Source organism: Shinella lacus, from assembly GCF_010994755.1.
In the GTDB taxonomy this organism is placed as follows: domain Bacteria; phylum Pseudomonadota; class Alphaproteobacteria; order Rhizobiales; family Rhizobiaceae; genus Shinella; species Shinella lacus.
Map to the genome: position 1 here is coordinate 25,908 of NZ_WHSB02000021.1, position 21,266 is coordinate 47,173.

Genomic DNA, 21,266 nt, shown 5'->3' on the forward strand with positions numbered 1-21,266 from the left:
ACCCGTGTGTGTCGCATGATGGTATCGAAGCCGAGCGCTTCGTCGCCGAGTACTTTCCAGAGAAGCAACGCAAGACGCTGCTCATCGCCGGGGCGGGGTTTGATCCGAGAGCGACCCAGGTCGTTGACCGGTTGGCAACTGGCGGCGCCGATCTCAAGGCTTTGTTCGTACGCGAGAGTAGACCGAATCCAGATGCGGAGCTGACGCGCCGTGCCGAGGCAAATATCGAGCGGCTGAAGACGGCTATCCCCAATCACGAAATCGTCCGGATCGAGATTTTTGGCGCCGATGGCGCGGTTGTCGGGGGGAGGAATGTGGCCACGGCAGCGTCTCGCCAAGACATGGCGGATGTGACGGATGTCGTCGTCGATATCAGTGCGCTTTCGGTCGGTACCGCATTTCCTCTCATTCGGTACTTCGTTGAACTCATCGATCGGGGAAGGGGGCCGAAGAACCTCCATTTGTTCGTGGCGCACGATCCGAGCCTCGATTCCCAGATCTCTTCGATTGCGAGCGATGCGCCGGGCTATGTCCACGGTTTCAAGGGCGGACTTACGCTTGACGCCGCAGCCAATGCAGCCAAACTCTGGCTACCTCAGCTCGCGAAAGGGCGGCGGCAGGCGCTATCGCGTGTCCATGACTTCGTTGTTCCCCATGACACATGCCCGATTTTGCCATTTCCGGCCCGCGACCCGCGGTTGGGCGACATGCTGGCCGAGGAGTACATGGTTGAGTTCGAAAGCGCCTGGAAGGTCGATGCGCGCGATGTTGTTTACGCGGATGAGCAGGATCCTTTGCACCTTTACCGGACAATCCTTCGCCTGGACGATCTGCGCAAACCTGTGTTTCGCGACGCCGGCGGTTCGATCCTTATCCTATCGCCGCTCGGCACGAAGGTCATGTCGCTGGGAGCGCTTATGGCCGCCCTAGAAAGGGATTTACCAGTCGCTTACCTTGAGTCGATAGGGTATGATTTCAAAGCGTCGGCGGAACCTCAAATGCCGGCACCGCATCTCATTCATGTCTGGTTGGAGGGAGACGTCTACCCGCAGCCTCGCCCCAGGCTGAAGAAAGGACTGATTCAATGACTACCTCGTCCGAAAAGCCCAGCATTTTTGGTACAGGCCTGATCGCTCTCGATCTTGTCATTGGTCTCGACAGCCAGGCGCCCGTTCATTCCTGGACTGGTGGAACCTGCGGCAACATCCTTGCAATCATGAGCTACCTTGGCTGGGACTCCTATCCCATCGCCCGTATGAATGGTGACCCCGCTTCCGAGCGGGTTCGCGTTGATCTCGCGAGATGGGGCGTGCATCTGGATTTTACCGATTGTGCGCCAACCGGGCACACGCCAATCATCATTCAGCAGATTAAGCGCGCGCGCGACGGTTCGCCGACGCATCGCTTTCTGTGGACATGCCCTCATTGTGGCCAACGCCTTCCGAGCTACCGTCCGGTCACGCAAAACGCGATAGAAAGCATTTTGCCAGCACTCTCCCAATCGTCTGTTTTCTTCCTTGACCGCGTGTCGCGCGCGGCGCTCTCTCTCGCCGCAGAGGCGGCCCGTTCAGGTGCCATTGTCGTATTTGAGCCTTCCGGGAAATCTGACGAGAAGCTATTCTCAGAAGCACTTCATATTGCTCATATCGTCAAATATTCGGATCAGCGGCTGCCGGATGCTGGCGGTACGATGACTGGCGATCACGCGACATTGGTCGAAATCCAAACCCTCGGCTCGCAAGGTCTTCGCTACAGGCATCGCTTAGCTGGTGTTCCTTCCGAGTGGCTGAACCTTCCTGCCGTGCCTGCCCCTCGCCTGGTTGACACCTGCGGCTCGGGTGATTGGTGTACAGCCGGGTTCTTGGCGGCCGCGGCTTCCAAGGGCGTCGAAGGGCTGAGAAAAGACGGAGGACAGGGTATCGCGAGCGCGCTTCGATTTGGACAAGCACTTGCGGCATGGAATTGCGGCTTTGAGGGGGCACGCGGCGGGATGTACGTTCTGGGGCGGGAAGAATTTGAACGTCAGATCGATGCGATCGTGTCGGGGAAACCGCTCCTGCGCGTCGTCGAACGCCCGCAAAGTACGGAGCCGTCAGTGGCTTGCCCAGCATGCCCGCGCGATATCTCCGCAGCATAGCATTTTTCCAGTTCAGCCTGGGCGCCCCAGTTGTTCCCGTCAGTAGTGTGTTTTCGGCGAGCGCAAAGTCTTGCCTGGCGGATGGATTTCGGCGTCGATGGAGAACAGGTCTGTCAGACCGATGCAGTAGTGGTAAGGGCGAGACGGTGCAGCGGATAACCGTTACGAAGAGATGCGATCTGGTTCAGCAGCGCGTGATCGCTGGTGTCGCCTAGGTACGGTCTTGCGCTCACCGGCAAGTTTTGCCCCGTCATCATCATCGAGCTTCTCGGCCGTTTACGTTTTCTTTTAACTTCACCCGCAGAGTCCGTGAGCGCGGTTTGTATTGCGTCCGCGCCTGTTCGACCCCTCGGCAATCTTTTCGAGGGGAGTCGGCAGGGGAGGGCCGTGGCTTTTTGGTGGAGCAGAATATTCCGGAAGGCGACCTCCGCTGCTCAACCTGCCGTTTTCGACTAGGTCTCCAGGATAATAATTACGAACGATAAGCCAACTTTATCGTTCGTTTTTATCTGTCGACGGGCGCGGCGGTTTATGCGCCAGATACTGGCTCAAAGCGCCGTCTTGTGGTACTGCTCAGCATGGTCTCACGCGCACGAATCATCCCCGATCCCCCGCCCATCTTCCCACTCCCGCCAGATTGGGCGCGGGCCGCCGGCGAGCGGCAAGGCGCTGGCGATGCGGAGCTTTTCGCCGGCGCGGCGCTCGCGGCTATCCACCCGATCGCCCGCAGCGAGCATCCGCTGGGACAGCTCTGGCGGCAGCGCCTGGCGCTGTCGGCCGCAGAGGCCGTCGTCCGCTGGCAGGGGCGCACGGAAGACGCCGCGACGCTGCGCGATCATCTCTATCTGACCCGCCCCGGGGACGATCCGGGGCCGGCTGGCCGGCTGCTGCAGGCCTGGAGGGCGCTGGGCAGAAAATCCTCGCTAGGGCCGGCATCGCTGAATGGCGAATGGCCGGTGATCTTCGCCGAGTTTTTGTCGGTCATGATCGACGAGCCGGCGCAGGAGGCGATCAACGCCGCACTGACGGCGAGCGTCGGAACCAGGAACCCGATCGAGGCGGCGAGCACGACGGCCGCGGCCAGCCTACACCTGCGGCCTGATAGCCGGCCGTTGGCACTCTGGCTCGCGGACGCGGTGCTTGCCCGGCGTCTGAACTGGCCGGTCCCGGTGCCACTCTTCGCGGCGCATCTGAAGGGGGACGACCTGCGCCTCGCCGCCGGTCCGCGTGCCGATCCGCAGCGGTGGCGGACCGCATGTGCCTTCGCGTATGGGCGAGGAGCAACAGCGGCGTTCGATCTTTACGCCGATCTGGCGCGGCGAACGGCACAGCTGCTGGCCGTGGCGCCCCAATTGCGCGGCAAGGACGCTGACGTCGTGGTGGCCACGCTGATCAGCGAAGATGCTCAGGCCGCGCGGCCGGTCTGGACGGCCAGCGACCGCTCCAGCCGTCGGCTGTTCGAGCGGTTGGTGGCGCTCGGCGGTGCGCGCGAGCTGACCGGACGGCCGACGTTCCGGCTTTACGGATTGTAGCCGATGGGACGGCGGCCACAATCGACCGAGGGGCTGGACACTGAACTGGCGGATCTGCCGCCGGAGTTGCGCTGGCGCGAATGGATGGGCCGGGTCGAGGCGGTGATTTTCGCGTCGTCCGAGCCGGTGAACCGCGAGACGCTGACGCAGTTGGTCGGGCGCGACTGCAGCATCGACCTGCTGATCGACGACATCCGCGACGAGCTGCGTGACCGGCCTTATGAGCTCGTCTCCGTGGCCGGCGGCTGGCAGCATCGGACCCGCATCCGGTTTGCTGATGCGATCCGCCGTGTCACCGGTGTCGAGCAGGAAGGACGCTCATTGTCGCAAACCGATCTGCTGGTGTTAGCAATAGTCGCCTATCACCAGCCGATCACCCGACACGAGATTTCCAAGATCATCGGAAAGGAAGTCAGCCGTGATAGAGTTGCTCACATTCGCTCTTTGGGTTTTCTTTCCTCGGGTCCGCGCAGTCCGCAGCCGGGCGCTCCTTACACGCTGGTCACGACACGGACCTTCCTGTCACGCTTCGGGTTAGGGACTTTGCGCGACCTGCCGAACCTCGAATTGCTCGAAGATGCCGGCCTGCTGAGCAGGGACAGGAGGTTCGATGGCGACATGCCGATCGCATCGGACGAACAGGACGAACAAGCCGACTTCGAGGACGACAGCAGCGAGGACTACCAGGCTTCGGATCGCTGACCATTCACAGGCTTTGCCCGGATCCGGGAAAGGGGATTCAGGTTGAGAATCTAGATCTACGGGTATTGACCCTGCAGTGGCTACAGGCCGTAGCACCCTTTCTTCATGCGAATCAGGGCTCGGACTAAAATGATCGAGGCAATACTCCACCGGCTCGGGCCGCTCGTCTTGTTTGTGCTGCTTGTCGCCGGACTTAACGGCTGTACCACCATGAGCCTCGACGATATCGGCGATCCGTCGCCGAAAATTCCGGTCAAACTCGTCGGAGAGATGGCAAAGAAAGGGATGACGCCGGAGAGCCCAGTGCTGATACGGATCTTCAAACAAGAAAGCGAGCTCGAGATTTGGAAGCAGGATCGGACCGGTCGCTACGCACTTTTGAAGGTGTATCCGATGTGCCGATGGTCAGGAAAACTCGGCCCGAAAACCCGGACCGGCGATCGGCAGGCGCCCGAAGGATTTTATCATGTCTCCACAGGCATGCTGAATCCCAAGTCGCAATTTTATCTATCGTTCAACCTTGGCTATCCGAACCGCCTCGAGGCGGCACTGAATTACACCGGCGAAGCTCTGATGGTCCACGGCGCTTGTTCTTCGTCGGGATGCTACGCGATGACCGACCAAGGTGTCGGCGAAATCTACGCCCTCGTGCACAGCGCACTCGCCGGTGGCCAAGACAAGTTTCAGGTGCAGGCATATCCGTTTCGCATGACCGTGGAGAATATGGTGGCCAATCGCAGCGATCCGAACTTCGCGTTCTGGAAAAACCTGAAAGAAGGTTACGACGCCTTCGAATTTTCCAAGCGGCAGCCAAAAGTCGCGGCGTGCAATCGTCGATATGTTTTCAACGCCGATTTCGACAGGGACCCTACCAACCCCCTTGCTGCCTGTCCCCCTCTTAAACAGGCTATAGATCCGACCCTTTCCGCCAAAGTTCAACAAGAGGATCAGAAACTGACCGCGCTGCTCGACAAGGATTCTCCTGCGACCGTGACCGCCTATGCTGACGGTGGGATGCACTCCAGCTTCCGCGAACTGCTGAAGCAAAACGGCGCCGACAAGCTTGCCCAGAAAATCTCGACCATTAAGTACCCGATCAGCCGTCCAGACGCGGCCTTGGCGGACCCTTACCAGGGCGAGCCTTGGAAACCGGCGCTTAGCCGTTCCGAAAAGGACAGAGACGCCGATTGATGGGGCAGTTCTTCACCTGAAGTTCAATTTGCGCGAGCATGGAACGCGCTCAACGAGGGAACGATTGTCTTTTATCTCGGCTACGCTGGCTCTTCACGTTTGTGGCGCGGTTTCGTCTAGGCGTATTTTCTTGCCCAGGTGATATCCATCAGGTCCTCGACCGGGACGGGGAAGTTCTTCAAGGCTGAATGTAAACGCTCCACATCGCCAGCATGTTCTTTAGTCACGCTTCGGCAAATTGGCGATTGACCCTGTAGCCGCTACAGGCTGTAGACCTAAGCTCGAACGAATCTGACGAAGGAAGCCTATCCAAGAGATGCGGCGGGGTCCCATTTCGCGGCATTCAGTCCGTCGAGCAATCTTTGTTTGGCGCCAGCCGAGAAGCGGGACTAACTGCAGCGACGGCGCGGGGCGACATCGGCGCGCGGTGTGGGCGCCTCGCGCTCGACTTCCACTAACGATCAGGCCCAGCCAATGAGGGGAAATCATATTGCCGACTAGTTCCGTTAGACATCGAACCGTCTGGATTGCGATCGCTTTTGTCCTCGCGCTTCTTTTCGACATCGCGACAAAGTGGCTGATCGTTAACGTCGTCATGGTCCCGCCGCGGACGATTGAGCTTGTGAGCTACTTCAACCTGACACTGGGTTTCAATACCGGCGTCAGTTTCGGAATGTTCAGCGATATCTTCTTTGAGCGTCCGTTATTGCTGGCCACCATAAAGACCGTCATAACCATCGGGCTGATCGTCTGGGCAATGCGAGCGGATCGGACGTTGGAAGCGACTGCGCTCGGTTTGATTGCCGGTGGGGCGGCCGGAAATATTCTTGATCGCGTGTGGCATGGCGCCGTCACCGACTTTCTCGATTTTCATATCGGGACTTGGCATTGGCCCGCTTTCAACATGGCAGATGTCGCGATCACCATCGGGGCAGCGCTGCTTATCGCAGGCTCGATCTTTTCTTTTGAGCCCGCACGCACACCCGGACCGTCCAGTACCGAGAAGCGCTGAATGAAGACGTTGTCGGGTTTCAGCCGCACGCGACGCTGGACCAGTGCATCGGCTTTCTATGTGCAGAAATAATGGGAAAACTTGAATGAGCGAGAAACACCGCGAGGACGAAATACGGCTCGACGCGAGAAATGCCTCCGAGCGAACGACGCTTGTCTGGGTCCTTGCCATCAATCTGTTGCAAGTGATCGTCGCCGGCGTCGTTGGCGTCTTCGCTGACTCGACCGGTCTTCTGGGAGCAGCCCTCGATAATATGGGCGACGCTGGCGTTTATGCCATCAGCCTTTACGCCGTCGGTCGGACGGTAGTGGCAAAGGTGCGTGTTGCGCGCCTGTCCGGAATCCTGCTGATCGCCCTGGGTCTGGCACTTTTCGTCGAGGTAGGGCGTCGGTTTTTCGTAGGCGCCGAGCCGATTGGCTTGGCCATGATCATTACCGCCTTCATCAATGCCGCGCTGAATGTCATTTGCCTGAAGCTTCTTCGATCGCATCGCGATCAGGGCGTTCATCTGAAGGCGTCGTGGATTTTCACGACGAACGATATGATCGCCAATGCCGGCATTGTCGTTTCGGGCGCAGCGGTTATGTTCTTCGCTTCTCCTTATCCGGATCTGCTTATCGGGGTGTTGGTTGCAGGCATCGTCCTGCGGGGTGGCTGGGAAATCCTGGAAGAGGCGAAGGACGCATCTTAGCGGCCTGCAATGTAGGAGATCGGCGTTCATTGCAGTTCACGACGCTGGTCGGCAATTCGCCTGCCGCCACAGACGCATTGGAACGAGGGCCTCAAACAGTCGAATGCGCTCTCTGCCTGCGCCGGCCACCCACTTCCCAGCCGCCGCTTTACATCAAAGCGGCTTTTGAATCTGTGTTGGCCCCTAATGCTTCGGCGAAAGAGAATCGATGATGCGGCAGTCGGCGACCGTTCCACAACTACACTGGTCGATAATACTGTCTAGTTCCGCCTTCAACGCCTGCAGGTCGCGGATCTTGCGCTCGACCTCGGCGCGATGCTCGTTGGCAATTTCGTCGACCGCCATGCATGACTGGTCACGGTCGTCACTCAGCCTCAGAAGACCGCGTACCTGATCGAGGGAAAATCCAAGGTCGCGCGCGCGACGGATGAAGCTCAGTCGATTCAGGTGCGCATGGTCATAGGCGCGGTAGTTGCCCTCGGTGCGGCCCGGTTCGGGCAGCAAACCGTTCTTTTCATAAAAGCGGATCGTTTCAACCTTGGTGCCGGTTTTCTTGGCAAGATACCCGATTGTCAGAATGTTTGGCGACATGGCTTGACCCTGTAGTTGCTACAGGCCTCATGTAAGGCGCCAGTTCGTAATTGTCGAGGTGACGTCATGGCTTCCAGCGCGTTGAAATTGAAGATCAAGGGCATGGATTGCGCTGCCTGCGCAATGAAGATTGAAAACGCGATGAAGCGCTTGCCAGGCGTCAGCGACATCAATGTCAATTACAGTCAGGAAAGCATGGTCATCATGCTGGATAAGGACAGGACCTCGCCGCAGACTGTCGAGGACAAGATCAAAGGGCTCGGCTTCACCCCAATTTCAGCGGGCGCGGACAATCAAGCTGGTGCCAGCCAGCTCCCGGACTACCACGACCAGGCATGGTGGAAGGGTAAGAAGGGGCGTCTCGTCATCTTCACTGGCGCGATGTTTGCAGTTGCCTGGAGCATCGCCCACGTATCTCCGGACTGGGGTCAGATCGCTTACTCGGTAGCGGCGCTGATCGCCATCGTTCCGTTCGCAAGACGTGCCTTCGTCGGTGCTGTCTCCGGAACGCCGTTTAGCATCGAAACGCTGATGACGGTTGCCGCGCTCGGGGCGTTGCTGATTGGGGCCGCCGAGGAGTCGGCGGTCGTAATCCTGCTGTTTGCCGTTGGCGAGCTTCTCGAAACCATCGCGGCCGGCCGCGCCCGGGCTGGTATCAAGGCATTGATCGATCTTGTCCCAAGGACTGCCTTTCGCGAGCGCGATGGCGTGGTCGAGAAGGTTGCAGTAGAGGAACTGGCGATCGACGACATAGTCGTCGTGCGGCCCGGCGATCGTGTTCCCTCCGATGGCAAAGTCACGCAGGGCTTTTCCGAACTCAACGAGGCTCCGGTGACAGGTGAGTCCGTTCCGGTCGCCAAGAACGTCGGCGACAAGGTCTATGCCGGCAGCATCAACACCAATGGCGAGCTTCGGGTGGCGATCAGTCATGTCGCGGCCGACAATACAATCTCGCGCATCATTCATATGGTCGAGGAAGCGCAGTCGTCGAAGGCACCAATGGCACGGCTGATCGATCGCTTCAGCGCCTGGTATACGCCGGCGGCTATGGTGGTGGCGGCGCTGGTCATCGTCGTGCCGCCGATCTTCTTCGGCGGCGAGTGGGCGACGTGGATCTACCGTGGCCTCTCCACGCTCCTGATCGCCTGCCCCTGTGCGCTGGTCATCTCCACGCCGGCGGCCATAGCGTCCGGACTTGCGGCCGGCGCTCGCAAGGGTCTGCTTATCAAGGGCGGCGCGGCACTTGAGACGCTCGGAAAGGTCAAGACCGTCGCCTTCGACAAGACAGGAACGCTGACCCGCGGCCGACCGCAGGTCACGGATGTGTTGGCAATTGTCGGGACAGAGGCCGATGTGCTGGCCCGCGCGGCCGCCGTCGAACGGAACAGCAGCCATCCGCTAGGCGTCGCGATTGGTGAAGCGGCGGTCGCAAAAGGCTTATCTGTGCCGGCAAGCTTCGGCGGTGCCAAGGCAACGCCCGGAAAAGCGGTTACTGCGCGGTTGAAGAACGGCTTCGTCTCCGTCGGGTCTCCCCGATTTGCCGCCGAGCAGGCCGTACTCGATGACGAATTTGCCCGGCGGATCACCTACCTTGAGGAAGAAGGAAAGACGGTCGTCGTTCTGATGATGAACGGCAAGATTGAGGGCCTGATCGCGCTCAGGGACGAGCCGCGGGACGACGCCGCAACTGCCATCCGGCATCTGCAGGATATCGGCGTCAAAACTATCATGCTCACCGGCGACAATCAGCGCACGGCAATAGCGATAGGATCGGCGCTCGGACTGGACGTGAAGGCGGAACTACTTCCGGACGCCAAGCTTGCCGAGATCTCGCGCCTCAAGACGCAAGCGCCCATCGCCATGATCGGCGACGGTATCAATGACGCTCCGGCGCTCGCCACCGCTTCGGTCGGGGTGGCAATGGGCGGAGGAACCGATGTCGCGCTGGAAACCGCCGACGCCGCGCTGCTTCGCGACAAGGTTATGGGAGTGGCCGATCTCATTGCCCTCTCAAAGGCGACGCTTGGCAACATCTGGCAAAATATCGGGCTCGCTCTTGGTCTCAAGGTCATTTTCCTCGGCACGACGCTTTTCGGTGTTACCACGCTTTGGATGGCGATTCTGGCTGATACGGGGGCGACGGTCCTGGTAACAGCCAATGCACTTCGCCTTCTTCGCCATCGCCGCCGTGATATCGAGTAGGAGCAACTGGAAAGGAGGCCGATGCCCTGCTTTCCGGATCTACAGCGCTTTCCGAGAAATTCGAAATTCATCAATCGACCCTCGTTAAGGGGGTCGCCAAAATGCGTCAGTTCGAAGATGCGATCGAAATAATGCCGGGAGAAACCCTAGCTTTGAGGGCGGGCGCATCGCACATCATGTTTGCGAAGCTTAGGAAGCAACTGGCGGCAGGGGAGCGCTTCGCCGTCAGTCTCAACTTCAAGAACGCTGGCTCGACAACCGTGGACTTGGCTGTCCAGGGGCTCGGGGTTTCCAAGCCCGCCAAAGCCCATGACGACGCAGGCCGAAGGCTGACTGACCGTGCTGAAGATTGTCCGCACCGCTGCTTAGTTGCCGGCGCGATTCCTGTCGCGATCTTAATCGGCGCCTGGCCCTGATGCCGCCGCCCGCGGGGCGGGAGCGTGCAACCTGCGATCGCCACAGGTCTCCAGGTGCTCTTATCCTCTCGACGGCCTGTCTGTCAGGTCAGGAACTCGCAATAGAACCAATTCGTGCTGAGCGAGGTCGAAACCGAGAGACAGCCGCGGTGTCAGGCCGGATGTAGAAGAGGTCGACCGGCCTGACGGAGACGTCGGGGCGCTCAGTTCGAGACCGTGTATCCGAGGTCCACAACCGTCTCCTGCAGTATGTCGGCGCCGATGATCTCGGGATCGATCTGAACGATCGCCCTAGTGCTATCGAGTGAAACGTTGACGTCCAGCACGCCGGGAAGCGCGCGTAGGCCCTTCTCGACCTTTGCGACACAGCTCGCGCAGTCCATTCCGACCACATTCATTTCTACAGTTTCCATCTGAAATCCTTTCAGGACTAAGCTGACGTGAGTTAAGTTTCCCAACGCGTCAAAACTTTGCACCCTGTAGCGGCTGCAGGGTCAACCCAAAGGGCTCACGGTTCCTAGAAATTTTTGGGCCCTTCGATCATTTGCCGCCAAGCCAATGTCCGGGAGGCATCCGCAGCCAATGAAGCGCCGTTGATCCAGTACCACTCTGCATCGTGCTACGTACCGAGTTAAAAACCTAGGAACGCAGATCAGAGCTATAAAGCCCCAGATTGAGGTGTTTAGCAGGGCCTCTGCCCTGCACGCTTAATCAGATGGTGGTGGAACCGGGTCACGCTTCATACCTGATGCTATGCGATATGTTTGCCGGCGGGCATTGTGATTACTCTGGTGTGACCGGCAGTGCTCGCTTGTGTGCGGTCGCTGTGTACATGGTGAGGATTCGCTCGCGAGCTGGTTCCGTGATCACCTTACCCTCGAGAAAATCGTCAATCTCGTCGTAGGTGACGCCGTAAGCCTCCTCGTCAGGACGCAGCGGCGCATCGCTTTCTAGGTCGGCGGTCGGCACCTTGTCGATCAGTTCCTGTGGCGCTCCGACGTGCTTTGCAATTGCACGGACGCGGCGCTTGGTAAGACCCGAAAGTGGAAGGATATCCGCAGCGCCGTCTCCGAATTTCGTGAAGAACCCCATCAGCGCCTCGGCGGCGTGATCCGTACCGATCACCAAGCCGCCGACGGCGCCCGCCAACGCGTATTGCGCAATCATGCGCTGACGTGCCTTGATATTGCCGAGGTGGAAATCGACCCTCTCTACCTCAAACAATTCTCCTGCCTGACGACGGATCTCTGCAAGCATGGCATCGGCAGCCGGTTTGATGTCGATGGTGACGGTTCGATCGGGACGGATCGCCGCTAAGGCTTTCTGCGCATCGGCTTCATCAGCCTGAACGCCATACGGGAGCCGCACTGCGACGAATTCCGCTTTGTGGCCGTGCTCGCGCAGGCGGTTTGAAGCGGTCTGGGCCAGGATGGCGGCGGTCAGGGAATCCACGCCGCCGCTGATGCCAAGGACAAAGGCCCGTAATGCCCTAGTGCGAAGGTAATCGGCCAGAAACGCGATCCGACGTTCTGTCTCTGCTGCTGCATCGAAGCTCGGTGCGACGCCGAGTGCGTGGATGATATCGGCCTGTTGATGCAGCAAGGTCGTTCCTTCGTTTGACGAACGCATCAATAGCTAAGCCCAGGCGCGGTGACGTCAAGGCCTTTCATAGGGGCTGATCAATTCCCTCGATGTCGGTCATCTGTTTCGCGTTCGTCAGTTGGGCTGGAAGGCGTCTACCCGGGAAGCGGCAAGCTTACAGCGGAAAGTTGCCTGTTGCAGCGCGTGGTCGTGGCTTAATTTGTGTGACCAATGGCCGAGGCCGTCGTGAGGATCCGGCCATTAGGTCATTCAGCAGCCTGCAGACTGCGCCTCTGGTTCTCGGTTACAGCATGATCCGCTTCGGATGCGGCTGGCAGTCGCCATCCCTTGATCAGCCCATAGACGGCCGGAATGACGACCAGCGTCAGCAGCGTCGACGACACCATGCCGCCGATCATCGGTACGGCGATCCGTTGCATGATCTCCGATCCCGTGCCGGTCCTCCACAGGATCGGCACGAGGCCGGCCATGATGGCGGCGACGGTCATCATCTTCGGTCGGACGCGCTCGACCGCGCCGACCATGATCGCCCGATTGAGGTCCGGCTTCGAGAAGGAACGACCCTCCTGTTCGCAGGCTTCGCGTTGCTCCTTCAGGGCGTGGTCGAGATAGATCAACATGATCACCCCGGTTTCCGCCGCCACGCCTGCAAGGGCAATGAAGCCGACGGCGACCGCCACCGAGGCGTTGAAGCCCATCCACCACATCAGCCAGATGCCGCCGACCAGCGCGAACGGCAGCGACAGCATTACGATGACAGTCTCCGTCAGCGCCTTGAAGTTCAGGTAGAGCAGCAGGAAGATCAGGGCCAGGGTCAGGGGAACGACGACGGCCAGTCGTGCTTCGGCCCGTTGGAGATATTCGAACTGACCGCTCCAGGCGACGGAATAGCCTGGAGGCATCGTCACGCTCCTTGCCACTGCCTGCTGGGCTTCGGGGACATAGCCGCCGAGATCGCGGTTGGCGATGTCGACGTAGATGTAGACGGCGAGCTGGCCGTTTTCGGTGCGGATGGTTGTCGCTCCGCGCGTCAGCTTGACGTCCGCGACCTCGCCGAGAGGAACCGTCCCGCCGCCCGGCAGGGATATCTGCACGTCCCTGGCGATCGACTGCGGATCGCTTCGCGAGGCCCGTGGATACCGTATTGCCACGCCATATCGTTCCCGGCCTTCGACCGTCTGGGTAACGACCTCGGAGCCCAGCGCCATGCCGACAACGTCCTGGACATCGTTGATGGTCAGCCCGTAACGGCCGAGCGCCGTTCGATCGGGAACGATGTCGAGGTAGTAGCCGCCGATCACCCGCTCGGCATAGGCGCTCGACGTACCGGGGATTGTCTTCAGCACGCTTTCGATTTGGCGAGCGACTTTTTCCATCTCGCCGAGATCTGTACCGTAGACTTTAACCCCGACGGGCGTTCTGATCCCGGTCGACAGCATATCGATGCGGGCGCGGATCGGCATGGTCCAGGCATTGGAGACGCCGGGGAACTGCAGGGCGGCGTCCATCTCCTGTTTCAGGCTGTCGGTGGTGACCCCCGGCCGCCATTCCGACTTCGGCTTCAGGGTGATGATCGTCTCGAACATCTCCGTCGGCGCCGGGTCGGTGGCGGTCAGCGCCCGCCCGGCCTTGCCAAAGACGGTTTGGACTTCCGGGAAGGACTTGATGATGCGGTCCTGCGTCTGCATCAGCTCGGCCGCCTTGGTGACCGATATGCCGGGCAAGGTGGTCGGCATGTACATCAGCGTGCCCTCGTCGAGATTGGGCATGAACTCGCTACCGATATGCTGGACGGGCCAGGCAGTGACCCCGAGGATGACGAGCGCCGCCAGAATCGTCAATGTCTTGACCCGCAACACCCCAGCAATGACGGGGCGGTAGATCCAGATCAGGAACCGATTGAGAGGGTTCTTGTGCTCGGGAACGATATAGCCCCGAACGAAGAGGATCATCAGTGCAGGCACAAGCGTCACCGATAGCAGGGCGGCAGCAGCCATCGAGAAAGTCTTGGTGAAGGCGAGCGGCCCGAACAGCCGGCCTTCCTGCGATTCCAGTGTAAAGATCGGCAGGAACGACACGGTGATGATCAGCAGGCTGAAGAACAGCGCCGGCCCGACCTCGCTCGCCGCCTCTATGAGGATTTCCACCCGTGGCTTGTCAGGCGGCGCACGCTCGAGATGCTTATGGGCATTCTCGATCATGACGATCGCCGCGTCGATCATCGCGCCGATGGCGATAGCGATGCCGCCGAGGCTCATGATGTTTGCACCGATCCCGGTTCGGGCAGAGGTCGCGGACCTGTCCATGCTGTCGGCGCACGCCGACGCAAACGAGCTGATGCGCTGGCTGTCCGGCTTCCGTCGGCCGCCGTCCCGCGTGTTCATCGTGCATGGTGAAGACGATGCCTCCGAAGCGCTGCGCGTGCGGATCGACCGCGAGCTTGGATGGAACGCAGTCGTCTCACGCCAGAATCAGGCTTTCGACCTATGACGATCAACAACGTCGAACCCGAGGTTCCTTCTCAGCCGACGCTACGCGTGCGGCGCCTGCGGCTGCACACTCAGCACCAGGCCGTGGTGGTGATGCGCACCGATTGCCATGTCTGCCGCTCGGAGGGTCTGTCCGCGCGCACCCAGGTCCTCGTCTCGATCGGCGCGAGACAGGTACAGGCAACGCTCTTTCAGGTCGAAGGAGATGCATTGCTCGCTCAGGATGAAGTCGGTCTTTCTGAAACAGCCTGGCAGATCCTCGGCGTTAGCGAGAATGACAATGTGACGGTGACCCATCCTCCGGCCGTGGAGTCTCTGACGAGCGTGCGCCGTCGCATATATGGCAATCGCCTCGACGCGCACGCCTTTGCCGAAATCGTGAGCGACGTGGTCGCAGGCCGCTATACCGAGGTCCATCTCGCCGCCTTTCTGACCGCCAGTGCCGCGCTTCCTCTCGACGAGAGCGAGACTGTTGACCTCACGCGCGCCATGGTCGATGTCGGCGACCGGATGAGCTGGAATGCTCCGATCGTTGTGGACAAGCACTGTGTCGGCGGGTTGCCGGGCAATCGAACCACGCCGATCGTCGTCGCGATCGTGGCCGCCAATGGCCTTGTCATGCCGAAGACGTCTTCGCGCGCGATTACCTCGCCAGCCGGCACCGCCGACACAATGGAAACGCTTGCCCCTGTCGACCTCAGCATCGAAACCCTTCGACGCGTCGTGGAAGCAGAAGGCGGATGCATCGCCTGGGGCGGGGCGGTGCATCTCAGCCCCGCCGACGACATTTTCGTCCGGATCGAACGCGAACTCGACGTGGATACCGAGGGACAGCTTGTCGCTTCCGTCCTTTCAAAAAAAATCGCCGCTGGCTCGACGCATGTGGTTATCGACATCCCGGTTGGGGCAACCGCCAAGGTGCGCAGCGAAGCGGCCGCCGATCAGCTCGCCAGTCGCCTCAGCGCCGTCGCTGCCCGTTTCGATCTGGCCCTGACCTGCGTCCAGACCGACGGTTCGCAACCCGTCGGGCGCGGCATCGGCCCAGGTCTAGAAGCCTTCGACGTCCTGGCGGTTCTTCAAAACGCGCCGGATGCGCCGGACGATCTGCGACGCCGCGCGATCCTGTTGGCGGGCGCCGCGCTTGAGATCGGTGGAAAGGCCGCAAAGGGGAAAGGTGAAGCGCTTGCGTTGGCGACCTTGGTCGACGGTCGTGCCTGGTCGAAGTTCATGGCGATCTGCGAGGCGCAAGGCGGACTTCGTGAGCCACCGAAGGCCGCACAGGTTCATCCGTTGATCGCGTCGCGCGCCGGCCGCGTCGTCCATATCAACAATCGCAAAATCGCCCGACTCGCCAAGCTCGCCGGAGCGCCGGAGTCGAAGGCGGCAGGCGTCCAAATGGCCGTCCGCCTCGGCGACGAGATCGCCAGCGGCCAGCCGCTTTTGCACGTTCACGCCGAGACGGCTGGTGAACTTGGCTACGCACTGGACTATGCCGCGCATGCAGGCGACCTTTTCGAGGTCGAAAGTTGACGTGGCGGCTGTCCATTTGGATACGCCGGCACCGTTCGGCCGGCGCATTCTCGATCTACCAGCGCTTGATGCACTGGATGGTCCTTATCCTGTGTATCATCCAGGTCCCCACGGCCTGGGCGATCCAACGCACGCACATGGCGCACCTTTTCTTGAAACCTAAACCCTTCGACCTTTTCCTGCATCAGGTTCACGCCTGGAGCGGATGGCTGATTATGGCGCTGGCGCTCAGTCAACTTATTCTGCGCTTCACATATGGCCGACCACCTCCGATCCAGGGCATGTCGGTGCTTGAGCGCATGATCGCAGGGGTCACTCATGCGGTGCTCTACGGCCTATTGCTCGCACTGCCGATCACAGGCACGATCGCTATGTACGTGACGTTCCGCATCGCTTCCCTGCACAGCCTGCTGAGCTGGATGCTTCTGGTCGTTGCGACCACTCACGCCCTCGCTGCTCTGTGGCATCACTTCTGGCGTCGCGACGACGTGCTGCGGCGAATGATCAGGAACACGAAATAGCGCGCCGGACAGTCAGCCCACGGGTAAATTCTATCTAGTCGAGCGCGCTTCTCCGCGCGAGCAGCACACTCATTTGCGGAGATTGGCGCGCAGGTCGTTTCGGTGAGCGGCCTCGCAAGCATTGATCCCTACGTGTTTGATGCAGCGCAAAGTGATCATTCTGGATCTGCGCTAGATTTGCCCCCAGTTTCTACATTCAAGCAAACCGAAGGATGAGCCGTGGTGGCCGCCGGCGTGACAATGGTCAAGGCGTTCAGAAGGTCGCATAATTGGGCGACCGCCTTGCGGCGCGGGTTTATCCTTTTCTTCGCCATCGCGTTCGGGCTTACGGCGTTTCTCACAGATGGCGGGCATCAAGCGCGTGCTGCTTCAAGGGAGGGCATCCCGGCGCTCATGACTCAAGCTGGGGATTGTGCCGACCTCCTCGTGCGCATGCCCTGCGACAACGATACCCAACGCGGCGCCGAGCACCCGTGCGACAGCGGTCACTGCCTGTCGAGCCTCGGGTGCTTCCTCTGCGCTCCGCTGAACACGGCCTGGAGCTGGCGCACGTTGAACGCCGAGACAGTCTCGCCGGCTGCATCGCCCGTGCCCTCATCCGCGGAGTTGCGTCGTCAGAAGCGACCTCCGCGATCCATCTTGGTCATCTGAGCACCTTCGGCCTGTTCTGTCCGTGTGCTCCAGCCGACCCGAGGACTGGCACAATGCCTTAGTCTTCCGACCGTGCGCGTCCCAGGCCGCCCAACGATACGGCCGAGGAGACGAGCCGTTCTGCGTGACGCCGACGTGACATAGCCTCCAATCGTCGGCTGCCGGCGAGCCAGAAAGGGCCATGCACGGACCTTGCCGAAATCGGTAGGCAGCGGCACGCGAGGAAGTCTTCGGTATCCGCACGCCGGGCCACTTTTCAAACTCACCTCAAGATGTGCTCGAGCAGCCCGCAAGGCTGCGAGCCGAGGAGCTGAATACCATGTTAAAGACCCACTCGACCCGTTCGATTTCCATCACCGCGGCAGTCCTGACAGCAACCGCGATTCGCAGACGTGCGGCCATGCTGGCCTTCGCGACGGCATCGGCCCTGGTGCTTGCTATTCCGTTCGCCGCCACCGTCCGAGCGGAGCCTGCTGCAACCGGCTTCGTCTATACGGCCGATGAATTTGGCAACACCGTTAGCCGCATCGACCTTGCCACGGAAAAGGTCGACATCGTTCCGGTCCCGATCACGCCCCACAACGTGCAGTTCGTATCGGGAAAAGATTTGGTGCTGGCGGTGGGCCTGCCGGTCGCCGGCAAAGCTGAAGACGCTCATGCGTCCAATGGGGCTGGCCATGGCGGCGACGGACATGGTGATGCCGCTGTCGCAGGCCAATTGATCGTCCTCGACGCGGCCGATATTTCCTCCGGCGTGAAGGCGTCGATCCCCGTGGGTGGGCATCCTGCGCATGTGATCGCAGACGCGCAAGGCAATCGCGCCTACGTCTCGAATTCCGAAGACGACAGCTTGTCGGTCGTTGATCTTGCCAAGGGCGAGGTCGTCGCCACGGTCGGCACCGGCGACTACCCCCACGGCCTGCGGATGAGCCCGGATGGAAGCGCCATCTATGTCGCGAATGTCCAGGACGGTACTGTTTCGGTTATCGACACAACGGCGCTTTCGGAAGTTGCCAGGATCAAGGTAGGCGTTGCGCCCGTCCAGGTCGGCTTCACACCTGACGGAAAGCGGGTCTATGTCTCGCTGCGCGATGAAAACAAGGTCGCCGTTATCGACACGCAGTCGCGCGAGGTGATCGCACGCATCAATGTCGGCCGTTCGCCCATCCAGGTTTACGCCACGCCTGATGGCCGGCTGGTTTACGTCGCGAACCAGGGAACCGAAACGGAGCCGGATGAGACGGTCTCGGTTATCGATGTCGTAGGCGGGAATGTCGTGAAGACCATCCAGACGGACAAGGGCGCTCACGGCGTGACGGTCGTTGCCGACGGAGCCTTTGTCTTCGTCACCAACATCGTGGCCGGGACCGTTTCCCAGATCGACGTCGGCAGCCAGTCCGTGGTCAAGACATATGCTGTCGGCAAGGGACCGAACGGCGTCACCTATCAGGCGCAGTGATGCAACGTCGGGGCGGCGCTTCGCCGCCCCGCACGACCTAAGCCTCAAACCTATGAGCAGGACGGCCGGCATGCAGGCTTCATCAATGGACAAAGGGTCGGCGAGGCTCTATTCTTTGCCCATGCTTCGCGCGTTGCTTATCATTGTTACAACCATCTCGCTTGCCGCTGCTTCTTTTGCCGTTCAAGCACACGAGACCCGCATGTCCGGGATGTTGGAACGCGCCGCGCTGACGCAGCACATGGAGCAAGCCTCTTCTTCGATGGCCGCTTGCAGCGAAGGGAAATCCTGCAAAGCAGATGCCGGATTGTGCACCTTCGCCTGCGCCGGAATATCGGCCTGGCTTCCGGTTGTGCGTACTTCGGCAAAGCAAATCAGCTCGCGGCAAAAATATCCCTTCCCGCCGGATGCCGTCTTCGTTGCGGCAGCTCCCGGCCGGAATGATCGCCCTCCTATATCGCGCCTCCTCTGAGCCTGCGGCGGGGCTGATCCCGCTGCGATCCATTTGGACCTTTCAGGCGGGACAGATCGTCCCGAGGTGACGAATATGACGACCTTTTCACGACGCGGCTTCCTCGCCGCCAGCGCAGCCATGCTTGCTGCATCCCATTTCCCCATCAGGGCCTACGGCCAGGACGCGGCTGCGATCCGCCTGGCCGCCACCAGCCGCACGCTCGATATAGACAATCGACCGGCCACCGTTTTCGGACTTGCTGGTCCCAACGGGCAGGGGCTGCTCCTCGATCCGGGCGAGCGATTTCGGGTGGATCTGACCAACGATCTCGCCGAGTCCACGATCATTCATTGGCACGGCCAGATTCCCCCGAACGCTCAGGACGGCGTCCCGGATATGCCGCAGCCGCTTCTTCAGCCCAGTGAAACGCGCAGCTTCGATTTCGCGCCCCAGCCCGGAACGCACTGGATGCACAGCCATGTGCCGATCCAGGAAATGCGATTGCTCGCCGCGCCGCTGATCGTCCGGAGGGCAGAAGACCTATCCGCCGATCGGCAGGAAGTCGTCCTGTTCCTGCACGACTTCGCGTTCAAGACACCGGAAGAAGTGCTGGAAGAGATCACCAGCGCAAGCGCTGATGGACATGGCGCTGCCGGCATGTCACGCGCGATGCAAGGCATGAACCATGGCGGCATGCCTGGAATGAACCAGGGCGAGGCCGGGGGAATGGGCTCGATGGCCATGGATATGGGTAACATGGCGATGGATCTCAACGACTACGACTGGGATGCCTATCTCGCCAATGACCGAACCCTGTCCGATCCCGATGTCGTTCAGGTCGAACGCGGCGGCCGGGTTCGCCTCCGTGTCATCAACGCAGCCGCAGCCACCGTTTTCTGGATCGACACGGGCGAAGCACAAGCCCGGCTCGTCGCCGTCGACGGGCATGAGGTCCAGCCGGTCGCGGGTTCGCGGTTCGGGCTGGCCATGGGGCAGCGTCTCGACCTGGAGATCGACCTTCCAAATGAGACCCGCGCATGGCCGATTCTGGCGCTCAGGGAGGGCGAACGTGAAAGGACCGGCATTATTCTCGCCCCCGCGGGCGCCACGATCGACAGGATCGATTCCCTTTCAGCGAATGACGCCCCGGCCTTCGACACGGACTTGTCTCAGGAGTCACGGCTGGTCGCTGTCGACACGCTTGCCGCCCGTCCGGTGGATCGAAGCCACATGATCATGCTCGGCGGCTCGATGCAGCCCTATGTCTGGACCATCGACGGAGCAACATGGGGCAAGCATCGGCCGGTTGCCGCAACGAGCGGCGATCGGGTGGAACTGATGTTCCACAATATGTCGATGATGGGGCACCCGATGCATCTGCATGGGCATGCATTCCAGGTTGTTGGCATCAACAGGCGACGCTTCGAAGGTGCGCGCCGCGATACCGTGTACATACCGCCGATGTCGATGGTCACTGTTGCCCTTGATGCCGGCGAGGCCGCGAGCTGGATGTTGCATTGCCATCATATGCCGCATCTGGCCACCGGGATGATGACCGAGTTCAGGATCGCTGCATGAAACCGCTCTGGATCGCGGTCGCCGCAACTCTCCTGGCGGCGGCCGGTGCGATCTTGGTCGGAAAGGGACGGTCCGGTCAGGAGGCGAGCGATCGCATCGCCCTTGGCCGGGCAGTCTATCTAGCGAACTGTGCGAGCTGTCACGGCACGAAACTCGAAGGCCAGCCCGACTGGCGCAGCCCGGGCACGAGCGGCCGCCTTCCGGCGCCGCCGCATGACGAGACCGGTCACACCTGGCATCATTCGGACAGGCAGCTCCTCGCAATCATCACCGATGGGACCGCCGCGGTGGTTGGCGGTGGCTACGAGAGTGACATGCCCAGCTTTCGGGAGGCTCTGACCTCCGCCGAGATCGAGGCTGTCCTCGACTACATCAAGAGTACCTGGCCGCAGCGAGAGGCAGACTACCAACGCCGCATCTCGAACGGCTGACACGCCGGAGGCCACGAAAACAATTTCGTGGCCCCACATCGCCATCGCGCGCCGCCCCACCACCACATTCATGCCGA

General features: G+C 60.8%; 18 protein-coding genes and 2 pseudogenes. 16 read left to right on the plus strand and 4 right to left on the minus strand.

The genetic code is table 11. The annotated features are described in order from the left end of the window. Positions 1 to 8: 8 nt before the first annotated feature. The 7 genes from GB927_RS31310 (at position 9) to GB927_RS31340 (ending at position 7,265) form a co-directional block, all read left to right on the plus strand. A complete protein-coding gene (locus GB927_RS31310) occupies positions 9 to 1,088 on the plus strand; it encodes a hypothetical protein (RefSeq protein WP_256121155.1) in 1,080 nt (359 codons plus the stop codon). Continuing rightward, on the plus strand, positions 1,085 to 2,137 hold the full coding sequence (locus tag GB927_RS31315) for a PfkB family carbohydrate kinase (RefSeq protein ID WP_256121156.1): 1,053 nt from the start codon (positions 1,085 to 1,087) through the stop codon (positions 2,135 to 2,137). Before GB927_RS31310 ends, GB927_RS31315 begins: the two co-directional genes overlap by 4 nt. Before the next feature lie 578 nt (positions 2,138 to 2,715). Continuing rightward, the gene (locus GB927_RS31320) at positions 2,716 to 3,669 is read left to right on the plus strand and encodes a DUF1403 family protein (RefSeq protein WP_256121157.1); all 954 of its coding nucleotides are present in this window, start codon (positions 2,716 to 2,718) and stop codon (positions 3,667 to 3,669) included. Between the two features lie 3 nt (positions 3,670 to 3,672). Beyond that, a complete protein-coding gene (scpB, locus tag GB927_RS31325; protein ID WP_256121159.1) occupies positions 3,673 to 4,371 on the plus strand; it encodes an SMC-Scp complex subunit ScpB in 699 nt (232 codons plus the stop codon). Between the two features lie 129 nt (positions 4,372 to 4,500). Further along, the gene (locus tag GB927_RS31330; RefSeq protein ID WP_167388195.1) at positions 4,501 to 5,562 is read left to right on the plus strand and encodes a L,D-transpeptidase family protein; all 1,062 of its coding nucleotides are present in this window, start codon (positions 4,501 to 4,503) and stop codon (positions 5,560 to 5,562) included. A 490-nt stretch (positions 5,563 to 6,052) separates the two neighbouring features. After that, entirely contained in the window at positions 6,053 to 6,574 is a 522-nt protein-coding gene (lspA, locus tag GB927_RS31335) for a signal peptidase II (protein WP_094542208.1), read from the plus strand. A gap of 85 nt (positions 6,575 to 6,659) precedes the next feature. Further along, positions 6,660 to 7,265: a cation efflux transmembrane domain-containing protein gene (locus tag GB927_RS31340; protein WP_256121160.1), complete on the plus strand. Its 606-nt coding sequence runs from the start codon at positions 6,660 to 6,662 to the stop codon at positions 7,263 to 7,265. Between the two features lie 183 nt (positions 7,266 to 7,448). Here GB927_RS31340 and GB927_RS31345 read toward each other — a convergent pair whose 3' ends face one another. Further along, a complete protein-coding gene (locus tag GB927_RS31345) occupies positions 7,449 to 7,856 on the minus strand; it encodes a MerR family transcriptional regulator (protein WP_094542210.1) in 408 nt (135 codons plus the stop codon). 66 nt (positions 7,857 to 7,922) lie between these two features. On the opposite strand from GB927_RS31345, the gene GB927_RS31350 reads away from it, so the two are divergent. Then, the gene (locus GB927_RS31350; protein WP_208620228.1) at positions 7,923 to 10,058 is read left to right on the plus strand and encodes a heavy metal translocating P-type ATPase; all 2,136 of its coding nucleotides are present in this window, start codon (positions 7,923 to 7,925) and stop codon (positions 10,056 to 10,058) included. Between the two features lie 14 nt (positions 10,059 to 10,072). Next, positions 10,073 to 10,474 (plus strand): annotated as a pseudogene (locus GB927_RS31355) (copper chaperone PCu(A)C); the annotation flags it as partial. A 203-nt stretch (positions 10,475 to 10,677) separates the two neighbouring features. Here GB927_RS31355 and GB927_RS31360 read toward each other — a convergent pair. The 3 genes and pseudogenes from GB927_RS31360 to GB927_RS31370 form a co-directional block, all read right to left on the minus strand. Continuing rightward, a complete protein-coding gene (locus GB927_RS31360; RefSeq protein WP_094542212.1) occupies positions 10,678 to 10,887 on the minus strand; it encodes a heavy-metal-associated domain-containing protein in 210 nt (69 codons plus the stop codon). Positions 10,888 to 11,257: 370 nt separating this feature from the next. Next, the gene (nadE, locus tag GB927_RS31365; RefSeq protein WP_094542213.1) at positions 11,258 to 12,103 is read right to left on the minus strand and encodes an NAD(+) synthase; all 846 of its coding nucleotides are present in this window, start codon (positions 12,101 to 12,103) and stop codon (positions 11,258 to 11,260) included. Positions 12,104 to 12,321: 218 nt separating this feature from the next. Further along, positions 12,322 to 14,352, minus strand: a pseudogene (locus GB927_RS31370) (efflux RND transporter permease subunit); the annotation flags it as partial. A gap of 28 nt (positions 14,353 to 14,380) precedes the next feature. Between GB927_RS31370 and GB927_RS31375 the strand changes: the two are divergent. From GB927_RS31375 to GB927_RS31405, 7 genes are all read left to right on the plus strand, one after another. Then, the gene (locus GB927_RS31375; protein ID WP_407923796.1) at positions 14,381 to 14,566 is read left to right on the plus strand and encodes an MBL fold metallo-hydrolase RNA specificity domain-containing protein; all 186 of its coding nucleotides are present in this window, start codon (positions 14,381 to 14,383) and stop codon (positions 14,564 to 14,566) included. After that, the gene (locus tag GB927_RS31380) at positions 14,563 to 16,095 is read left to right on the plus strand and encodes a thymidine phosphorylase family protein (protein WP_080843324.1); all 1,533 of its coding nucleotides are present in this window, start codon (positions 14,563 to 14,565) and stop codon (positions 16,093 to 16,095) included. The genes GB927_RS31375 and GB927_RS31380 overlap by 4 nt, the downstream gene beginning before the upstream one ends. Beyond that, the gene (locus tag GB927_RS31385; protein WP_052114352.1) at positions 16,092 to 16,616 is read left to right on the plus strand and encodes a cytochrome b; all 525 of its coding nucleotides are present in this window, start codon (positions 16,092 to 16,094) and stop codon (positions 16,614 to 16,616) included. The genes GB927_RS31380 and GB927_RS31385 overlap by 4 nt, the downstream gene beginning before the upstream one ends. A 970-nt stretch (positions 16,617 to 17,586) precedes the next feature. After that, positions 17,587 to 18,726 carry a YncE family protein gene (locus GB927_RS31390; RefSeq protein ID WP_256121161.1) on the plus strand — a complete coding sequence of 380 codons (1,140 nt, stop codon included), beginning with the start codon at positions 17,587 to 17,589 and terminating at the stop codon, positions 18,724 to 18,726. A gap of 70 nt (positions 18,727 to 18,796) precedes the next feature. After that, positions 18,797 to 19,198, plus strand: coding sequence for a hypothetical protein (locus GB927_RS31395; protein ID WP_094542215.1), 402 nt, complete (start codon positions 18,797 to 18,799; stop codon positions 19,196 to 19,198). A 75-nt stretch (positions 19,199 to 19,273) separates the two neighbouring features. Beyond that, on the plus strand, positions 19,274 to 20,758 hold the full coding sequence (locus GB927_RS31400) for a multicopper oxidase family protein (RefSeq protein ID WP_037094843.1): 1,485 nt from the start codon (positions 19,274 to 19,276) through the stop codon (positions 20,756 to 20,758). Next, complete coding sequence (locus GB927_RS31405; protein ID WP_037094846.1) at positions 20,755 to 21,189, plus strand: c-type cytochrome; 435 nt, start codon at positions 20,755 to 20,757, stop codon at positions 21,187 to 21,189. Before GB927_RS31400 ends, GB927_RS31405 begins: the two co-directional genes overlap by 4 nt. The last annotated feature ends 77 nt before the right edge of the window (positions 21,190 to 21,266 follow it).